This window comes from Cognatilysobacter segetis, from assembly GCF_004359965.1.
In the GTDB taxonomy this organism is placed as follows: domain Bacteria; phylum Pseudomonadota; class Gammaproteobacteria; order Xanthomonadales; family Xanthomonadaceae; genus Cognatilysobacter; species Cognatilysobacter segetis.
This window is the reverse complement of record NZ_SMRQ01000002.1, coordinates 1-18,378: the sequence shown is the minus strand read 5'-3', so window position 1 is coordinate 18,378 and position 18,378 is coordinate 1. Positions and strand designations below refer to the sequence as shown.

Annotated in this window: 17 protein-coding genes and 1 pseudogene; 9 read left to right on the top strand and 9 right to left on the bottom strand. The window is 70.6% G+C overall.

Annotated elements, in window-relative coordinates; translation table 11 throughout:
* Window positions 1-146 precede the first annotated feature (146 nt).
* Together E4F61_RS00590 and E4F61_RS00585 are read left to right on the top strand one after the other, a co-directional pair.
* Complete coding sequence (locus E4F61_RS00590; protein WP_133477404.1) at window positions 147-2,078, top strand: alpha/beta hydrolase family protein; 1,932 nt, start codon at window positions 147-149, stop codon at window positions 2,076-2,078.
* Window positions 2,079-2,302: 224 nt separating this feature from the next.
* On the top strand, window positions 2,303-2,707 hold the full coding sequence (locus E4F61_RS00585) for an antitoxin Xre/MbcA/ParS toxin-binding domain-containing protein (protein WP_162301348.1): 405 nt from the start codon (window positions 2,303-2,305) through the stop codon (window positions 2,705-2,707).
* Here the strand turns inward: E4F61_RS00585 and hutG are convergent.
* The 3 genes from hutG to E4F61_RS00570 form a co-directional block, all read right to left on the bottom strand.
* Entirely contained in the window at window positions 2,704-3,513 is an 810-nt protein-coding gene (hutG, locus tag E4F61_RS00580; RefSeq protein WP_133477402.1) for an N-formylglutamate deformylase, read from the bottom strand. The genes E4F61_RS00585 and hutG overlap by 4 nt on opposite strands.
* A gap of 13 nt (window positions 3,514-3,526) precedes the next feature.
* On the bottom strand, window positions 3,527-4,891 hold the full coding sequence (gene gorA, locus E4F61_RS00575) for a glutathione-disulfide reductase (protein WP_133477401.1): 1,365 nt from the start codon (window positions 4,889-4,891) through the stop codon (window positions 3,527-3,529).
* A 91-nt stretch (window positions 4,892-4,982) separates the two neighbouring features.
* The gene (locus tag E4F61_RS00570; protein WP_133477400.1) at window positions 4,983-6,254 is read right to left on the bottom strand and encodes an NAD(P)/FAD-dependent oxidoreductase; all 1,272 of its coding nucleotides are present in this window, start codon (window positions 6,252-6,254) and stop codon (window positions 4,983-4,985) included.
* A 383-nt stretch (window positions 6,255-6,637) separates the two neighbouring features.
* Between E4F61_RS00570 and E4F61_RS00565 the strand changes: the two genes are divergently transcribed.
* Window positions 6,638-8,215: a M4 family metallopeptidase gene (locus E4F61_RS00565; protein ID WP_133477399.1), complete on the top strand. Its 1,578-nt coding sequence runs from the start codon at window positions 6,638-6,640 to the stop codon at window positions 8,213-8,215.
* A 188-nt stretch (window positions 8,216-8,403) separates the two neighbouring features.
* On the opposite strand, the gene E4F61_RS00560 is transcribed toward E4F61_RS00565, so the two are convergent.
* A complete protein-coding gene (locus E4F61_RS00560) occupies window positions 8,404-8,883 on the bottom strand; it encodes an FKBP-type peptidyl-prolyl cis-trans isomerase (RefSeq protein WP_133477398.1) in 480 nt (159 codons plus the stop codon).
* Between the two features lie 119 nt (window positions 8,884-9,002).
* On the opposite strand from E4F61_RS00560, the gene E4F61_RS00555 reads away from it, so the two are divergent.
* Together E4F61_RS00555 and E4F61_RS00550 are read left to right on the top strand one after the other, a co-directional pair.
* Window positions 9,003-9,542, top strand: coding sequence for a C40 family peptidase (locus tag E4F61_RS00555; protein ID WP_133477397.1), 540 nt, complete (start codon window positions 9,003-9,005; stop codon window positions 9,540-9,542).
* A gap of 168 nt (window positions 9,543-9,710) precedes the next feature.
* Complete coding sequence (locus E4F61_RS00550; RefSeq protein WP_133477396.1) at window positions 9,711-10,346, top strand: C40 family peptidase; 636 nt, start codon at window positions 9,711-9,713, stop codon at window positions 10,344-10,346.
* 49 nt (window positions 10,347-10,395) lie between these two features.
* Here E4F61_RS00550 and E4F61_RS00545 read toward each other — a convergent pair whose 3' ends face one another.
* Both E4F61_RS00545 and E4F61_RS00540 read right to left on the bottom strand, forming a co-directional pair.
* Complete coding sequence (locus tag E4F61_RS00545) at window positions 10,396-10,884, bottom strand: acyl-CoA thioesterase (RefSeq protein ID WP_133477395.1); 489 nt, start codon at window positions 10,882-10,884, stop codon at window positions 10,396-10,398.
* A 28-nt stretch (window positions 10,885-10,912) separates the two neighbouring features.
* Window positions 10,913-12,241, bottom strand: coding sequence for a dicarboxylate/amino acid:cation symporter (locus E4F61_RS00540; RefSeq protein WP_133477394.1), 1,329 nt, complete (start codon window positions 12,239-12,241; stop codon window positions 10,913-10,915).
* Window positions 12,242-12,417: 176 nt separating this feature from the next.
* On the opposite strand from E4F61_RS00540, the gene E4F61_RS00535 reads away from it, so the two are divergent.
* On the top strand, window positions 12,418-14,103 hold the full coding sequence (locus E4F61_RS00535; protein ID WP_133477393.1) for an alkaline phosphatase family protein: 1,686 nt from the start codon (window positions 12,418-12,420) through the stop codon (window positions 14,101-14,103).
* 40 nt (window positions 14,104-14,143) lie between these two features.
* Here the strand turns inward: E4F61_RS00535 and E4F61_RS00530 are convergent, their stop codons facing one another.
* Complete coding sequence (locus E4F61_RS00530; RefSeq protein ID WP_133477392.1) at window positions 14,144-14,563, bottom strand: CopD family protein; 420 nt, start codon at window positions 14,561-14,563, stop codon at window positions 14,144-14,146.
* Window positions 14,564-14,655: 92 nt separating this feature from the next.
* Between E4F61_RS00530 and E4F61_RS00525 the strand changes: the two genes are divergently transcribed.
* Window positions 14,656-15,264 carry a class I SAM-dependent DNA methyltransferase gene (locus tag E4F61_RS00525; protein ID WP_133477391.1) on the top strand — a complete coding sequence of 203 codons (609 nt, stop codon included), beginning with the start codon at window positions 14,656-14,658 and terminating at the stop codon, window positions 15,262-15,264.
* Between the two features lie 68 nt (window positions 15,265-15,332).
* A complete protein-coding gene (locus E4F61_RS00520) occupies window positions 15,333-16,580 on the top strand; it encodes a polyhydroxyalkanoate depolymerase (protein WP_133477390.1) in 1,248 nt (415 codons plus the stop codon).
* Window positions 16,581-16,642: 62 nt separating this feature from the next.
* Here the strand turns inward: E4F61_RS00520 and E4F61_RS00515 are convergent, their stop codons facing one another.
* Both E4F61_RS00515 and E4F61_RS00510 read right to left on the bottom strand, forming a co-directional pair.
* Entirely contained in the window at window positions 16,643-17,578 is a 936-nt protein-coding gene (locus E4F61_RS00515) for a sensor domain-containing protein (protein ID WP_133477389.1), read from the bottom strand.
* The gene (locus E4F61_RS00510; RefSeq protein ID WP_133477388.1) at window positions 17,575-18,000 is read right to left on the bottom strand and encodes a PadR family transcriptional regulator; all 426 of its coding nucleotides are present in this window, start codon (window positions 17,998-18,000) and stop codon (window positions 17,575-17,577) included. The genes E4F61_RS00515 and E4F61_RS00510 overlap by 4 nt, the downstream gene beginning before the upstream one ends.
* Window positions 18,001-18,153: 153 nt before the next feature.
* Here E4F61_RS00510 and E4F61_RS00505 point away from each other — a divergent pair.
* Window positions 18,154-18,321, top strand: a pseudogene (locus tag E4F61_RS00505) (HupB); the annotation flags it as partial.
* Window positions 18,322-18,378: the final 57 nt, after the last annotated feature.

Here is an 18,378-nt window from a genome sequence, read left to right as displayed (position 1 = left end):
CCCCGGCGCCCGCGGACCCCACCGCCCCGACGGCCCGCACGCGCGGGCCGTTTCCTTATGGCCGCCGCAGCGCCGGCCGGTTCAGGCGTCCCGGATCCGGCTCCCCTAAACTGGCCCCGGGGATTGAACCAACCAGGGGAACGAACATGTCGACATGGGGCCGGCGCGCCGCCGCCGTGGGTCTTGTGCTGTGCTTCCAGGCGTCCGCCGATCCGGTCCGGATCGATGATCTGGCACGGCACGCGGAGCTGAACGAAGCCAGCCTGTCGCCATCGGGCGACTACGTCGCGCTGGCCGTTCCGTCGAAGGACGGCAAGGAAACGCAGCTCGAGATCCTGAAGCTCGACGGATCGGGGTCGACCCAGGTGCTGCGCTTCCCGCTGAAGCAGCACGTGATCGACATCGTCTGGACGTCCGACGAGCAGATCGTGATCGCGCGCGCGCGGAACCGCCCCTTCAAGCCGCTGCCCGTGAGCTATGGCGAGCTGCTGACCACCGACATCAACGGCAAGCACCAGGACCTGCTGTTCGGCTACCAGCCGGACGGCCTGACCTACCCCGGCCGCCGCAAGGACCAGGGCTTCGCGAGCGTCGCGAAGCTGCTCCCGGACGAGCCCGGCAAGATGCTCGTCGAGTTCACCTGCTGGAACTGCGGGGACGAACCCGACACCGCGATCTACAAGGTCGACAGCGTTACCGGTGAGCGCAGCGAGATCGAGCGTTCGAAGGGGCCGGGGCGCTTCCTGTTCGACCGCAGCGGCCGTGCGCGCATCCGCACGACGTACGACGCGCAGGACGAGCCGGTGCTCGCGTATCGCCGCACGCCGACGTCCGACTGGCGCCCGATGCCCAGGAACCTCGTCGGCTACGACGTGACGGGCGGGCTGTTCACCGCCGACCCGAACGTCGCGCTGCTGGAGATCGCCGACGGCGGCGAGAACGCGAAGATGTACCGCGTCGACATGTCCGCCGGCACCCGCACGCCGCTCGCGTCGCATGCGGACCTCGAGTACACCACGCTGCTCCGCGCCGGCTACAGCGGCGAGCCGTTCGGCGCGATGTACACGTCGGGCAAGCCGTCGGTGAAGTACTTCGACCCCGCCTCCGAATGGGCGAAGCTCCATGCCGGCCTGATGAAGGCGTTCCCGGGCGAGCTCGTGGGCATCGCGGGGGTCAGCCGCGACGGCCAGCGCGTGCTGTTCACCGTGACCTCCGATCGCCATCCCGGCGCGTACTACCTGCTCGACCGGCGCGCCAACAAGGTGTCGCTGATCGGCGAACGCGCGCCGTGGATCAAGCCCGATGCGATGGCGACGAGCGTGCCCGTCGAATTCACCGCGCGCGATGGCCGCCGGATCTACGGCTTCTACACGACCAGCAGCGACGACCCGCGCCCGCTGATCCTGATGCCGCACGGCGGGCCCTTCGGCATCGCCGACACCTGGGGCTACGACGTCGACGCGCAGTTCCTCGCGAGCCGTGGCTATGCCGTGCTGCAGGTGAACTACCGCGGCTCGGGCGGCCGGGGCGCGCAGTTCCAGCGCGACGGCTGGACGCACTGGGGCGACCTGCTGATCAACGACATGGTCGACGGCGTGAAATGGGCGAAGGCGCAGAAGCTCGTGGACGGCGACCGCGTCTGCGTCTACGGCGTCAGCTACGGCGGTTACGCCGCGCTGCAGGCGTCGCGCGTGCAGCCCGACCTGTTCAAGTGCGCGATCGGCTATGCCGGCGTGTACGACCTGGCGCTCGCGCAGAAGCGGATCTCCAACGACGGCTCCCAGCGCTACGTCGCGCGCACGATGGGCGCGGATGCGGCGGTGCTGTCGGCGATGTCGCCGGCCCTGCATGCCGACGAAGTGAAGCTGCCGGTCTTCCTGGTACACGGCAAGGACGACCAGACCGCGCACATCGACCAGTACGACGCGATGCGCAAGGCGATGCTAGCCGCGGGCAACGTCCCCGAGACGTACGTGGTGCCCGGCGAGGGCCACGGCTTCTACAGTCCAGAGTCGCAGGCCGAGCTGTACCGCCGCATGGAAGCATTCCTGGCCAAGCACCTGCCCGCCGGCCACTGACCGGTACGCCGACTAAAAAAAGGCCCGCGGATGCGGGCCTTTTCGTTACGGGCGCTATGGTTGGAACCCCACGGCTTCACGCGCGAATGCAGGCCACCGCGTCCATCGCCGGTTCGACCGCCGGACCGACCGCCGGTCGGCGCGCACCTGAACGACCGCAGCGCCGGCGGCCGTCCTGTACCTCCCCGTCATCGCCGCTGGCGGACGCTTGGGCCGTGAGCATGATGACCGTCCAATCTTCGGAAGCCCTCGACGTGGTTCGAGGCAACGCACGGCACTCGACCGAGGCGCTTGCCCTCGACACGCGCCGGGCGGTGCGCGCGCTGGGCATGGGCGTGGACCAGCTCGCGGACGTGCTCGACGTGGACGACCGGACCGCGGACGCGATCGTCGCCGGCCATGCACGCATCACGCCGGGGAGCGAACTCGCCGAACGCGCGCTGCTGCTGGTGCGCCTGCACCGGGCGCTGGGCGACGTGCACGGCTCGGTGGAACGGATGCATGCATGGCTCGAGACCGACGAGCCGGCGCTGTCGGCCTCGCCGCGCGAGCTGATCCGCACGACCGCGGGCCTGCAGCGCGTGGTGCGCCACATCGAGGCGCACTGCAAGGACTGCCTGCTGTACTAGCGCACGTCGCGCATCACCCGCAGCAGCCGGTCGAGCAGCGCCTGCAGCGCGATCGACCGCGCGTCGTCGTACTGGCCGCTCGCCTCGTCCATGTAGACGCGCTGGCTGATTTCCAGCTGCACCGCGTCGACGCCGTCGTCGGGACGGCCGTAATGGCGGGTGATGTAGCCGCCGCGGAACCGGCCATTGCACACCCAGTCGTAGGTCGACTGCGAGTCGAGCACGGCCTCGAGCTGCGCCTGCAACGCAGGGCGGCAGCTGTCGCCTCCGGCGGTTCCCAGATTGAGGTCGGGAAGTCGTCCCTCGAACAGGAATGGCAGGTCGCTGCCCCGAATCGAATGTCCTTCCCACAGCCCCACGCGGCCGTGCGCGGCGCGCAGGCGCGCGAGCTCCGTCGCGAGGGCGTCGTGGTAGGGCCGCCAGTACCGGTCGACACGCTGGCGCACCTCGTCCTCGTCGGGTGCGCCGCCCTCGCGATAGACGTCGCGACCGCTGAAGCAGCGCGCGGGGCACAGCCCCGTCGTGTTCTGCCCGGGATACAGCGAGGTGTCGTCCGGCGGTCGGTTGAGGTCGACCACGTAACGCGAATACCGCGGCACCAGCAGCGACGCACCGAGCGCGTCGCGAGCGAACGCGTACAGGCGCGATACGTGCCAGTCGGTGTCGGGCGCGGCGCGCGCCTCGTCGGTCATGCGCGCGGCCAATGCATCGGGAATCTCGCTCCCGTCGTGCGGCAGGCTGACGAGCAGCGGCGTGCGGCCGCGGTACAGGGTGAACGTATCGGTGGTGAGGAGGTCGTCGTTCATCGCGGCGGCGTGCTCAGCGCATCAGCACGACTTCCTCGGCACTGGTCGGATGGATCGCGATCGTATCGTGCAGGTCGTCCAGGGTGATGCCCCGCCGCATGGCGACCGCAAAGCCCTGCAGCATTTCGTCGGCGGCGTCGCCAAGCAGATGCAGCCCGACGACGCGGCGGTCCGCGCCGGTGCAGACGATCTTGAACAGGCTGCGCTGGGGCGACGCCGCGAGCGCGTGCAGCATCGGGCGGAAACCCGCGCGCAGCACGTGCACGTCGTCGCCGAATGCCTCGCGCGCCTGCGCCTCGGTCAGGCCGATGCGGCCGATCGGTGGGTGGGAGAAGACCACGGTCGGCACGTCGTCCAGCACCAGCGCCTTGCGCGGTCCACCGCCGAACAGACGGTCCATCAGCCGGCGTGCGGCCGCGATGGCGACCGGCGTCAGCGCCGGCGACGGGGTGACGTCGCCGACGGCGTACACGCCCTCGACCGCCGTGCCGTTGAAGGCGTCGACCGGAATGAAGCCATCGGCGTCGAGCGCGATGCCCGCAGCCTCCAGCCCGAGGCCCTGCACGTTGGGCCGGCGTCCCGTCGCCAGCAGCACCGCGTCCACGGGCTCGCTCCATTCCCCGTTGCCGTCGCGCAGCCGGAGGCCGTCGTCGACGCGCTCGATCGCGGTGGTGGCGGTCGCGAACCGGCAATCGATGCCGCTCTGCCGGTAGTCCTCGGCCAGCTGGTCGCTGATCTCGGCGTCGAAGCTTTCCAGCAGCCGGCGTCCGCGCACGCGTAGCGAAACGTGGCTGCCCAGCGCCTGCAGCACGCCGGCCAGCTCGACCGCGACGTAGCCCGCACCCACGATCGCCACCCGTTCGGGCGCCGCGCGCCAGGCGAAGAAGTCATCGGAGAGGCCCGCGAGTTCGGCGCCGGCTAGGTCGGGCCGCACGGCATGCCCGCCGGTGGCGATCAGCACGTGCGAGGCACTCAGCACCAGGCCGTCGTCGGTGCGCACGCGGTGCGCGTCCAGCAGCCGGCCGCGCGTGGGCATGAGCGCGATGCCGGCCGCCTCGAGACGCCGCCGGTAACCGGCATGGATGCCTTCGATGTAGCGCTCCCGGTGCGCGACGAACGTGGTCCAGTCGAGCGTCGCGGGCGAGGCCTCGAAGCCCAGCACCGCAGCCTGGCGCAGCTTGCCGGCGACTTCCGCCGCCAGCCACATCGCCTTCTTCGGCACGCAGCCCACGTTGACGCACGTGCCGCCCAGCGCGCCGGGCTCGAGCAGCGCGACGCGGGCGCCGTGGCCCGCGGCGCGGAAGGCGCCCGCGAGGCCGCCTGAGCCGCCACCGATCACGATGAGGTCGAAGTCGGTGTGCGCGGACGCGTCGGTCATCGGTAATCCGTTGTCGGCGATGCGAGGCATCGATTGCGACACGTTAATGCGGCGCCCGCCTGCGCGGCGTCGCCGCGGCCGGACGACGCGGTCAGCGGGCGAAACGATCCGGCCGGTAGGGCGTCGGATCGATCGCGGGCGTCGCGCCGGTCATCAGGTCGGCGAGCAACTGGCCGGTGCCCGCGCTCATTCCCACGCCCATCATCCCGTGGCCCGTGGCGAGCCACAGGCCCGCGCGGCCGGGCACCGCGCCGATCAGCGGAACATCGTCGAGCGACATCGGCCGCCACCCGAACCAGCGCTCGCGCACGCGCGGGCCCACCGGCTCGCGCAGGTACTCGGCGGCGCCGCGCTCGAGCGCGCCGAGGCGGCGCTCGTCGAGGCCCTCGTCGTAGCCGGAGAACTCCATCGTGCTGCCCAGTCGGTAGCCGCTCGCCCAGGCGGTCACGCAGACCGCGCGCTCGCGCAGGACCAGCGGACGCCGCGGCACGCGTGACGGCGGGTCGTAGGTGATCGAGTAGCCCTTGCCCGGCTGGATCGTGCGGGCGAGCCAGCCGAGGCCTTGCGTGCGCGCGAGTCGCGGCGACCACGCGCCGGCGGCGACCACGACGTCGCGCGCGCGCAGCGGCCCCGACGTCGTGTCCACGACGGTGCCATTCGCGTCCTGCGCCAACGCCACCAGCGGCCGGTGCTCGTCGATCGCCACGCCCCGTTCGCGCGCCGCCCGTGCGAGTTCGGCGACGTAACGGTCCGGCCGCAGCGCCGCGTCGCCGTCGAACCGGATCGCACCGGCGACCCCGGGCCGCATCGCCGGCTCGGCCGCCTCGTAGGCGCGTCCGTCCAGTACGTCGACACCGATCCCGAGCTCGCGCAGCAGCGCCAGCTCGTGCTGCCCGCGCTCGAAGGCCCGCGGATCGCGGAACACGTAATCCTCGCCGCTGGGCGCGAACTCGCAGTCGAGCGCGTAGCGTTCGATCCACGCTTCGAGCCGATCGCGGGAGTCGCGCAGCAGCGCCGCCTTGGCACGGGCGCTTTCCTGCCAGTGCCGCGGATTGCAGCGCCCGCGCAGCGCCCAGAGCCAGCGCCACAGCGCCGGGTCGACGCGCGGCCGGATGTACAGCGGCGCATCGGGCGTGAGCATCATCGACAACGCCCTCAGCGCCATCCCGGGCGCGGCCAGTGGCGGCGCATGGCTGGGCGTGATCGTCCCGCAGTTGCCATGCGAACTGCCGCCACCGACACGGCCGGCGTCGATCACGCGCACTCCGCGTCCCGCCTCGGCCAGCGCCAGCGCGCAGGCCAGGCCGCTCACGCCGGCGCCGATGATCAGGACGTCGCAGATCGGTTCGGGCGCGGAGGCCATGGGAGTCCGGAAGTGGCGGAGGTCGGCGCGGAGCGGTCGCGGCCGGAATGCGCGCCGGGAAAGGTGCGTCGCGGATTTTCGCATGTCGCGCCGGGACGTCCGCGCCGGTGTACCCCCGCGCCGTCGCTCGATCGTCGCCGCGCTACGCCGACTCCGGGCCGCGCAGTCGGACTGCGGCGCCGCAGCATTTCGGACCGACTTGGCGAAATTTATGTGACGCACTACTCATAACAGGAAATGCATCAGCGAATCATGGCCGCTTTTCCTATGTTCGGCGTTACCGCACGCGCCGCGCCGACAGGATGCCGCCGGACGCTGAGGTCTTCCGCCCGAGCGGTCGAGTCCACAGCCCACGTCATCCGAATCCATTTACAGGGGTCTCCATGTCCAACACGAACTCGCGCGTCCTCGCCGCCGCCGTGCTCGCGGTCCTCGGTGTCTCGGCCTACGCGGTCGCCGGCAGCAGCGAAAGCTCCGCGGTGCAGCGCGCCCGCGGCCTGATGAACACCCACCGTGCCGATGTCCGCGGGACCGATGGCGACGAATTCGTCGTGCGCAGCACGATCGTCGACCGCGACGGCACCGAGCACGTCCGTTTCGACCGCACCTACCTAGGCCTCCCGGTCATCGGCGGCGACGTGGTCATGCATTCGCGCAACGGCCAGCTGAAGGCGGCGTCGCTCACCCTGAACTCCAGCGCCCGCCCGAACATCGCGCCGCGCCTGGACGCGAACGCCGCGATCGTCGAGGCGGGTGCGCAGTTCGGCACCGACTTCACCGGCACGCCGACGGCGCGCAAGGTCATCTACGCGCGCGGCGCCCGTCCGGTGCTGGCGTGGGAAGTCACCTTCGACGGCGAGACCGCCGACCAGACGCCGACGAACATGCATTTCATCGTCGACGCCGACTCGGGCCGCGTGCTCGACAAGTGGGACACCATCCACACCGCCGGCGCCACCGGCACCGGCCGCACGCTGTTTTCGGGCAACGTCGCGCTCGCCACCAACTCGACCGCCACCGGCTTCGAGATGCGCGACACCCTGCGCGGCGGCACGTACACCACCGACTTCAACAACGGTTCGACCAGCAAGCCCGGCACCGGCACGATCTTCACCGACGCGGACAACACCTGGGGCAACAACACGAAGTCCGACCGCGCCAGCGCGGGTGCGGATGCCCACTACGGTGTCGGCGTGACATTCGACTACTTCAAGAACGTGCATGGCCGTAACGGCATCGCCAATGACGGCAAGGGCGCGTACAACCGCGTCCACGTCGGCCGCAACTACGTCAATGCGTTCTGGTCCGACGGCTGCTTCTGCATGAGCTACGGCGACGGCGACGGCGTCACGTATGCGCCGTTGGTCGACCTCGACGTCGCGGGCCACGAGATGACCCACGGCGTGACCTCGCGCTCGGCCAACCTCACCTACTCGGGCGAGTCCGGCGGCCTCAACGAATCGATGTCCGACATCTTCGGCACGATGGTCGAGTTCTACGCGAACAACGCCAGCGATCCGGGCGACTACCTGATCGGCGAGAAGATCTACATCAAGTATCCGCAGGGCAACCACGCGCTCCGCTACATGTACCACCCGAGCCTGGAAGGTGCGGGCCGCTCGGTCGACTGCTACTCCTCGACCGTCGGGTCGCTCGACGTCCACTACTCCTCGGGCCCCTCGAACCACTACTTCTACCTGCTGGCCGAAGGCAGCGGCGCGAAGACCTTCAACGGCGTCGACCACACGTCGCCGACCTGCAACGGCTCGACGGTCACCGGCATCGGCCGCGACGCCGCGGCCAAGATCCAGTACCGCGCGCTGACGGTGTACATGACCTCCAGCACGAACTACGCGGGCGCCCGCGTGGCGACGCTCAAGGCGGCGACCGACCTGTACGGTGCCGGTTCGGCGCAGTACAACGCCGTCGCCGCGGCGTGGAGCGCGGTCAACGTCAACTGATCGGCGGATCCATCGCAAACCGGAACGGCCCGCTACGGCGGGCCGTTTCTTTTGGCGCCACGGGTGCGATCGCGCCCCGTACCGCGCCACCACGTGCGGCGGCCGGGGCCCGGTCGACCCACCGGGCCCCGGAAAAGGAAAGGCCCGCTCGCGCGGGCCCGTCCGGGACAGCCGACCGCGGTGGCGGCTCAGTGCTGGTGGCCGCCCTCGCCGTGCACGTGGCCGTGCTCGAGGTCCTCGGCGCTGGCCTCGCGCACTTCCACGACCTCGATCGAGAAGTGCAGGTCCTTGCCGGCCATCGGATGGTTGAGGTCGACGTCGACGACGGTCATGCCGACCTTCTCGATCGTCACCGCACGCGGGCCGAAGTTGGTGTTGAGAACGACCTGCATGCCCGGCTGCAGCGGCTGGCCCTCGAAATGCTTCTTCGGGATGCGCTGGGTCAGGCCGTCGCGGCGCTCGCCGTACGCCTGCGCGGCCGGCACGTCGACCTCGAACTTGTCGCCGGCCTCATGGCCCATCATCGCCTCCTCGAGGCCCGGGATAATGTTGCCGTGGCCGACCAGGATCGCGAGCGGCTCGCGGCCCTCGGAGGATTCCAGCGAATCCTGACCCTGCTCGGCGACGTTGTAGTGGAAGAGGACGACGCTGTTCTTCTCGATCTTCATGGGAATCCTGATGCCGCCGGCGATGGCGGGAGCGGGCCGGCGGTGCCGGTCGTGGACGCGGCGGCTGGCGGGACGGGCGGCCTTGCCGGCCCGTGAACGAGCCGTCAAGCTTGCCGACGATGGAAACCGCGCATTATCCCGGCAAGCGTTTGCGCGCGCCAGCGAGCCTGCTGCTGGCGGCGCTGCTCATCGGTTGCGGTGGCACGCCACAGACCGTGCGGCGCGCGCCACCCCATCGCCTCGTGCTGCCGGCCGTGTGGCCGAACGTGGCCCCGGCGCAGCCCGAGGCCGCCACCGCCGTGCTGATGCGCGCGCTTTCGCTGGTCGGCACTCCTTATAGATATGGTGGCAACACGCCCGAGGCCGGCTTCGACTGCAGCGGGCTGGTGGGCTACGTGTTCCACGACAGCCTCGCGCGCGCCCTGCCCCGCACCTCGGCGGCGCTGGGCGCCGCCGGCGACGGCATCGGCCTGGAACGCATGGCGACGGGCGACCTGGTGGTGTTCGGCGAAGGCTCGGACGTCAGCCACGTGGGCATCTACGTCGGCGAGGGCCGTTTCGTGCATGCGCCCAGCAGCGGCGGCACCGTCCGTCTCGACCGTCTGGATGCCCCGTACTGGCGCGATCACCTGCTCGGGGCCCGGCGTCTCCTGCGCTGACCCGGAAGCGTCCGTTCAAGCGGCCGCGTTATGGCCGTCGTCACGACGCTGAAGCCCATTTCTGGGACACCGGCCTCAACCCCGCGGCCGCTTCCTAACGACTTGCTAACCAAACGGCGGCGTTCGGCGGGCATGATGGCCCCGTGATGATTCAGTGAGACCCCGGTGATGACCCGGAACTATTTCAACCGCTCCTTCACCCGCGCCGCTCTGGCCGCCCTTCTGGCGCTGGCGGCGGTTCCGGCTTTCGCCGATCCGGCGACCGGCGGGATGGTGGCGGATCGCGCCGATTCCCCGGCCGATACGCGCGCGGCGCTGCCCGATTCCATGAGCCTGTCCGACCGCGCGCTGATGCTGGCGTCGGACATCAACCGCCTGATCGTGCCGGGCGCGCGCTCGGCCGCGACCTCGCAGGCACCGGCCAGCGGCCGCGTCCAGAGCGTGCTGTCGCGCGCCTTCGCGCTGCTGGGCACGCCCTACCGCTGGGGCGGCACCTCGACCGACGGCTTCGACTGCTCCGGCCTCGTCGGCTACGTGTTCCGCAACGCGCTGGGCATCGAGCTGCCGCGCGTCTCGCGCGACATGGCCAACACCGGCGCCTCGGTCGATCGCAGCCAGCTGACCGCCGGCGACCTCGTGTTCTTCAGCACGCACAGCAAGGGCGTCGACCACGTCGGCATCTACGTGGGCGACGGCAAGTTCCTGCACGCGCCGCGCACGGGCCGCGACGTCACCGTCTCGAACCTGGACACCGGCTACTGGAGCGGCAAGTTCATCCAGGCGCGCCGCGTCGCGGGCATCTGACGCACCGCGCGCTTCCGTCGAAGGCCGCCCCCGGGCGGCCTTTTTCGTTTCAGGCCGCGCTGGACGGCAGCCCTTCGATCATCGGCTCGATCGCGCGGCTCAGCGCCATCACCTGCTGCGCGTATTCGGCCAGGCGGCGGTCGTCCTCGTCGGTCGGCGTCCACGCGGGCACCGGCACGGGCTTGCCCTCCGGTGCGTCGAGCGCGACGAACACGATGACGCAGTGCGTGCACAACCGATCGCCGCTCGCGGCGTCCTTCGGATCCCGCGCGCGCACCTCGACCGCGAAATGCATGCTGGTCGTGCCGGTATGCACGAGCTTGGCCTGCAGGGTGACGAGGTCGGAAATCCGGATCGGGGCCAGGAAGCGGATGCCGCCGACCGCCACGGTCACCGAGTAGTGCCCGCTCCAGGCGACCGCGGCCGCGTAGCCGGCCTGGTCGATCCACTTCATCACGGCGCCGCCGTGCACCTTGCCGCCGTAGTTGACGTCGGTGGGCTGGGCGAGGAAACGCAGGGTCAGTTCGCGATCGCTCATGGGCGTCGGTGTACCACGCGACCGGTGGTCAGGCCGCTTCGGCCTCGTCGGGCGCCAGGCCGACGTCCGTCAGGCCCGCGTTGTATCGCTCGACGTCGAGCAGTCCGGTCTCGCGCGCGACCAGCACCGGCACCAGCACTTGGCCGGTCACGTTGGTCATCGTGCGCATCATGTCGAGCACGCGATCGATCGCGTACAGGTAGCCGATCACCTCCAGCGGCAGGCCCGCGGCGCTGAGCACGACGGTCGCCATCACCACCGCCGTGCCCGGTACGCCCGCGGTGCCGAAGCTGCCGAGCACCGAGGCGATCAGCACGATGAAGTACTGGTCGGCGGTGAGCGGCACGCCCGTGTACTGCGCGATGAAGACCGCGCACAGCGCGGGATAGATTGCGCCGCAGCCATCCATCTTGATCGACGCGCCGAGCGGCACGGCGAACGCCGCGTAGTCCTTGTCGACGCCGAGGTTGTGCGTGGCCGAGCGCAGCGACGCGGGCATCGCCGCGAAGCTCGACGAGCTGACGAATGCGACCTGCATGGCCGGGAACGCGCCCTTGAAGAAGCGCAGCGGATTGAGCCGGTGCGCGAGCAGCAGCCCGCCGTAGGTGATCACGATGTGCGCCGCGCAGGCGATGTACAGCGCGAGCACGAAGTTGCCCAGCGGCAGCAGCTTGGAGAAGCCGAACTCGCCCACCAGCGCGGCGATCAGGCCGAAGGTGCCGATCGGCGTCATCTCGAGCACGAACCGCGTGACCTGCACCATCAGGTCGCGGCCCTCGCCCATCAGCTCGCGCATGCGCGGCACGCGCTCGCCGAGCTTGACCATCGCGAAGCCCAGCAGCGCGGCCCAGAAGATCACCGGCAGGATCGAGCCCTTGCCGAAGGCGAGCACCATCTCGCCCGCCGCGTTCTTCTTTTCGCCGATGCCGGTCATGGCGGCGAACGCGTTGTCCGGCACCACCGACAGCAGCACGTTGGCCACGCTCGGCACGTAGCGAGGCGCGTAGTCCGGATCCACGGCGAGCCGCGCGACGCCGACGCCGGGCTGCATCAGCGTGCCGACGCCGAGGCCGATGCACACGGCCACGACCGCGGTCAGCGCGAACCACAGGAACGTGCGCCCGCCGAGCCTGGCCATCGACTTCTGGCCGTGCAGCGCGGAGACCGAGTTGACCACCGCGAAGAAGACCAGCGGCACCGCGATCATCTTGATCAGCCGCACGTAGAGGTCGCCGAGCGGCCCGAACCAGGTGGCCGCCGCCGGGCCCATCACCCAGCCCGCGAGCGCGCCGAGCACGAAGCCGGCGAGCACGCGCTTCCAGAAACGGATCTTCAGCCAGCCTTGGACGAGGGACATGGGCGGTCCGGTCGGGGTCGATACCGCACCATAGCGGAGGCCGCGTGGCGGAACGACGACGCGCGTGGCGTCGCAGCGTCCCGCGGGCGTGACACACCGCACACCCCGCCGCGCCGGGGCTCGGCGCGTACGCGGCGCTCCGCATAATCGGCGGTTCCCCCCGTTTCCGCCCGACCATGCCCCGATACACGCCCGCCGCACTCGCCTTCGCCGCCGCCCTGCTCTGCGCGGCCTGCACCACGACGCCCCCGAAGGCGACGACGTTCGCCGTCGACGTGCCCGTGATCGAGCGTCCGGGTGGCGAGTCGAGCGCCTGGTGGTTCCGTGCCGGTGCCGCGCAGGCCGCTGCACGCGGCGCGATGGGCGGCCGCGCGAAGAACGTCATCGTGTTCCTCGGCGACGGCATGAGCCTGACGACCGTCGCGGCCGCGCGCATCCTCGAAGGCCAGCGCCAGGGCCGCCCCGGCGAGGAGAACCGCCTCGGCTGGGAGGACTTCCCGTACACGGCGCTGAGCAAGACCTACAACACCGATTCGCAGACGCCCGATTCCGCCGGGACCATGAGCGCGATCGCGACCGGGGTGAAGACCCGCATGGGCGTGATCTCGGTCGGCCCCGAAGCGCCGCGCGGCGACTGCGGCGCGGGGCGCGCGCACCCCCTGGCCACGCTATGGGAACTGGCGGCGCGCGCCGGCCTCGACGTCGGCATCGTCACCACCACGCGCGTCACCCACGCCACGCCCGCGGCGACGTTCACCCACATCGCCGATCGCAACTGGGAATCGGATGCCGACCTGCCGGAGGCGGCGCGCACGGCGGGCTGCGTCGACATCGCGCGCCAGCTGGTCGAGTCGCCGCTCGCCGGACGGATGAAGGTGCTGATGGGCGGCGGCCGCACCAATTTTCTGCCGGCCACCGCGCAGGACCCCGAGTACGCGGACAAGCGTGGGCTGCGGCAGGACGGACGCGACCTCGTCGCCGAGTGGCGCACGCGCCATCCCGGCGGCGCCTACGTCTGGAACGCGGCGCAGCTGCAGCAGGCGCCGGTCGATGCGCCTCTGCTGGCGCTCTTCGAGCCCAGCCACATGAACTACGAGCACGACCGTCCGCGCGACGCCGCCGGCGAGCCGGACATCGCCACCATGACGCGCGCGGCGATCGCGCGGCTCTCGCGAAATCCGGGCGGCTACGTGCTGCTCGTCGAGGGCGGGCGCATCGACCTCGCGCACCACGAGGGCAACGCGTTCCGCGCGCTGGGCGAAACGGTCGCGATGAGCGATGCGGTGCGCGCGGCGGTCGAGGCGACGTCGGCCGACGACACGCTGATCCTGGTGACCGCCGACCACTCCCACACGATGACGTTCGTCGGCTATCCCGAGCGCGGCAACCCGATCCTCGGCAAGGTCCGCGGCATCAGCGGCGAAGGCGGCGGTGGCGGCGCGCTGGCGCTCGACGCCAACAAGCGCCCGTACACGACGCTGAACTACGCGAACGGCCCCGGCTACACCGGCGCGAGCGGGACGCAGCCCGAAGGCCCGAAGCGCCACCTGCACACCGCGCGGGGCTTCCAGCCGGCGAGGAACGGGCGCCCCGACCTGACGCAGGTCGACACCACCGATCCGTCCTACCTGCAGGAAGCGCTGGTGCCGATGGCCAACGAGACGCACGGCGGCGACGACGTCGGCATCTGGGCGCGCGGCCCCGGCAGCGAGGCGGTGCGCGGCTCGCTGGAGGAGAACGCGATCTTCCACATCCTGCTGCAGGCCGCGCCGACGCTGCGCGCGACCGTATGCCGCGCCGGCGGTTGCGATGCGAACGGCGTGCCGGTGTCGATGCCGGCCTCGCTGGCGCCCGCGCACTGAGCGAGCGAGCGATGGCGGCGCCTTGCGCGCTGCCGCGCGGTCAGAACGGCTTGGCGATCACCAGGTAGACGATCGCCACCAGCAGCAGCACCGGAATCTCGTTGACCAGCCGAAGCGTGCGCGACGACGGCAACGCGCCGCCCGCGGCCGCGCGCTTGAGCCAGCGCCCGGACAGGATCCAGAACGCGAGCACGACGAGCACCGCCGCGAGCTTCGCGTGCAGCCAGCCGCCGGCGATGCCGAAATGCAGCCACAGCGCCAGCCCGAACACGATCGCCAGGCCCATCATCACGTGGCCGAAGCGGTAGAGCCGGCGCCCCCTCAGCACGAGCCGTTCGCGCACCGGCGCGACGTCGCCCGCCTCCGCAAGGTTGACGAGGATGCGCGGCAGGTAGAACACCGCGGCCATCCAGGCGATCACGAACACCACGTGGAAGGTCTTGGTCCAGAAGTAGGCCATGGGCGCGGCGTCGGCGGTGAGGGGCCGGTAGGATGCCACGCGCGCGGAGCCCCACCCGCGCGCATCCACGACGACCCGCAGCGGACACGCCCATGGCCAAGCAGTACGACCGCGACTATTTCGAACGCTGGTACCGCGATCCCGCGCTGAAGCGCGAGGCGATCGGCGGCGCCGCGCGGCTGTCGCGTAAGGTCGCCATGGCGGTCGCCACGGCCGAGTACTGGCTCGAGCGCCCGCTGCGCAGCGTGCTCGACGTGGGCTGTGGCGAAGGCGCGTGGCAGCCGGTAGTGAAGAAGCTGCGCCCGAAGGCGTCGTACCTCGGCTTCGACAGCAGCGCATACGCGGTCGAGCGGTTCAGTCGGCGCCGCCACCTGCACCACGCCGCGTTCGGCGATTTCGCGATGCTGCGCCCCTGCCCGCCCGTCGACCTGCTCGTCTGCAGCGACGTCATGCATTACCTCGATACCCGCGAGCTGGACGCCGGCCTGCCCGGCCTCGCGGAACTGTGCGGGGGCATCGCGTTCCTCGAGACGTTCACCTCCGGCGACGAGGTCGCCGGCGACACCCACGGGTTCCGGCGTCGCCCGGCGCGCTTCTACCGCGAACGCTTCGAACGCGCGGGCTTCGCCCCGCTCGGCTCGCACCTGTGGCTCGCGCCGGGCCTCGTTGACGCTGCGGCGACACTCGAAACACCGCGCTGAACGGGGCGACCCGCATCACGTTCCGGCCTACCGGCGGCGGTTATGCTGCTCTGCAACAGGGGGATCCGATGCTCTATCAGATGCATGAAATCGGCCGGGCCTGGCTCGCGCCGATGACCTACTGGGCCGATGCGATGAGCAAGGCCTTCGGCGCGCAGGGCAGCTGGCTGCGCGGCATGCCGGGCGCGCCGCAGCTCTCGGCGGGCTACGAGCTTTTCTACCGCTTGGGCAAGGATTACGAGAAGCCGGCCTTCGATATCAAGGAAATCGATGTCGATGGCCGCGCGTATCCGGTCGTCGAGCGCGAATCGCTGCGCAAGCCGTTCTGTCGCCTGCTGCACTTCAAGCGCTACACCGACGACGCCCAGGGCGTCGCGGCGCTGGCGGACGATCCGAAGGTGCTGGTCGTCGCGCCGTTGTCCGGCCACCACGCCACGTTGCTGCGCGACACCGTGCGCACGCTGCTGCGCGACCACGACGTCTACATCACCGACTGGGTCGACGCGCGCATGGTGCCGGCCGCCGAAGGCCCGTTCCATCTCGACGATTACATCGCCTACGTCGAGGAGTTCATCCGCCACCTTGGCGCGGCGGACCTGCACGTGATCAGCGTCTGCCAGCCGACGGTGCCGGTGCTGGCCGCGGTGTCGCTGATGGCCGCGCGCGGCGAGGCCACGCCGCGCTCACTGGTGATGATGGGCGGCCCGATCGACACGCGCGAGAACCCGACGCAGGTGAACGACCTCGCCGTGCACAAGCCGATGTGGTGGTTCGAGTCGCAGCTGATCCATCCGGTGCCGCCGCCCTATCCGGGCGCGGGGCGGCTGGTGTATCCGGGCTTCCTGCAGCACATGGGCTTCGTCGCCATGAACCCGGAGCGGCATTTCCAGTCGCACTGGGATTTCTACGAGAACCTCGTGCAGGGCGACCTCGAGGACGCCGAATCGCATCGCCGCTTCTACGACGAATACAACGCCGTGCTCGACATGCCGGCCGAGTACTACCTCGACACGGTGCGCATCGTGTTCAAGGAGCACCTGCTGCCCCGGGGCGAGTGGGACGTGCGCGGGCAGCGCGTGGATCCGTCGAAGATCCGCGACACCGCGCTGATGACGGTCGAGGGCGAGCTGGACGACATTTCCGGGCGCGGCCAGACCCGCGCGGCGATGAAGCTGTGCTCGGGCATTCCGTCCTCCAACGTCGAGCATCTGGTGGTCGAGGGCGCCGGCCATTACGGCATCTTCAGCGGGCGCCGCTGGCGCACGCAGGTCTATCCGAAGCTGCGCGATTTCTTCGCGGCGCATTCAAAGCGCTGAGCCGCGATGGACGAAAAAAAACGGGCGCCTCGGCGCCCGTTTTCGTTTGCGATGCCGCGGGCTCAGCCCGCGTAGGCCGGCCCCGAACGCACCAGCATGTGCTTGGCGAGCTGGCCGTGCAGGTGGCCGATCGCACGTGCCAGGTGCAGCGTCGCGAACAGCAGCACCACGCCGCCGACGAACACGAACGGCAGTCCCCAGTAGTCGACGCCGCTGACTTCGAAGTTGTCGAACGGCACCCCGCCCGCCCAGGCGAACAGCGCGAGCACGGGCGCGGCGATGAAGCCCGCGGCGACCGACAGCAGCGTCACCGCGACGGTGAAGTACACGATGCCGAGCGGCAGCATCAGCAGCATGTAGAGCATCGTGCCCCAGGTGCGCGGGTCGACGAACATCGCCTTGATGCGCTCGAGCAACGGCGCGTCGCGGGTGACGTACAGCGGGCGGCGCGGCATGCGCTCGCCGAGCATCACCTCGACCAGCCGGCCTTCGACGAGCGACAGCACGCGCACCGATCCGAAGAACAGGATCACGAACGGGATGCCGATGATCAGCACCGACAGGCCGGCGCTGAGCGACAGGCCGGTGACCGTCCACGTGAAGTAGAAGATGCCGGTCGCGAGCGAAAGCAGCATGTAGAACAGCGCGGCGTAGGTGCGCGGCTCGGCGGCGACGCCGAAGAAGCGGCCCAGCGCGGAACGGCGTGCCGCCGGCTTCGGTGCCTGCAGCGCGGTCTGCACGCGCACCTCGGTGTCGCGGTAGATGTCGGCGACCTCGTCGGGCGCGCCGTAGCTGCCGGCGACGTCGGCGATGACCTGCGCCTCGCTGCGGCCGGGATTGGCGGCCATCTCGGAGCGCAGGTAGTCCTCGGCGTCGTAGAGCGCGTCCTGCACGAGCGCCGGATCGGCACCGGCGAGCGCGGCGCGCAGGCGGTCGAGGTATTCGGCGATCGTGGTCGGGGCGGCCAGGCCGGGGGCGAAGGTGTGGGCGGCGTTCATGCGGAGTCTCCCCGGAGGGCGGTGGCGTCGGTGGATGTGGAGTCGGAACGGGCGAGCGGGCCGAGCACGGCGTCGACCGAGTCGCGCGTGCCGCGCCAGGCGGCGGCCCAGTGCGCGAGCACGCCGCGGCCGGCGTCGTTGATGCGGTAGTAGCGGCGCGGCGGCCCGGAGACGGAGGGCTCGACGTGGCTCGACAGCAGCCCCGCCCCCTCCAGCCCGCGCAGCACGGGGTAGAGCGCGCTCTGCTTGCCGGCCAGCACGCCCTCCAGCTGTTCCAGCCGCTTGGCGATCTGGTAGCCGTACATGGGCTCGGCGGCCTCGCCGAGCACGGCGAGCAGGGCGAGCGAGACCGTCCCGGCGCTGAGCTCCTTCTGGAACTTGCGCAGGTGCAGGTCGGGATCGGCGGCGGGTTGGGCTGACATGGCGGAGCCTCTGCCTGATGACGACTTCACTGTAGTGCGAAGTCCGATATACCGAACCTGCCATTGGTCACTGAACCAACGTCACGGCCGCTTTGTCCCCGCCACGACACCGGCGGCGGTATCACCGGGACGAACCCACCACCGGAGCGCGCCATGAGCCGCGGCGACAAGTCCAGCTACACCGACAAGCAGAAGCGCGAGGCCTCGCACATCGAGTCCAGCGAGAAGAAGGCCGGCAAGTCCGACAAGGACGCCGAGCGCATCGCCTGGGCCACCGTCAACAAGCAGGACGGCGGCGGCAAGAAGTCGGGCTCGGGCCGCACGCACCACTGAGTCCGCCCGTTAGGTTGTCTCTCGACGCCCGGTCCCGCGCCGGGC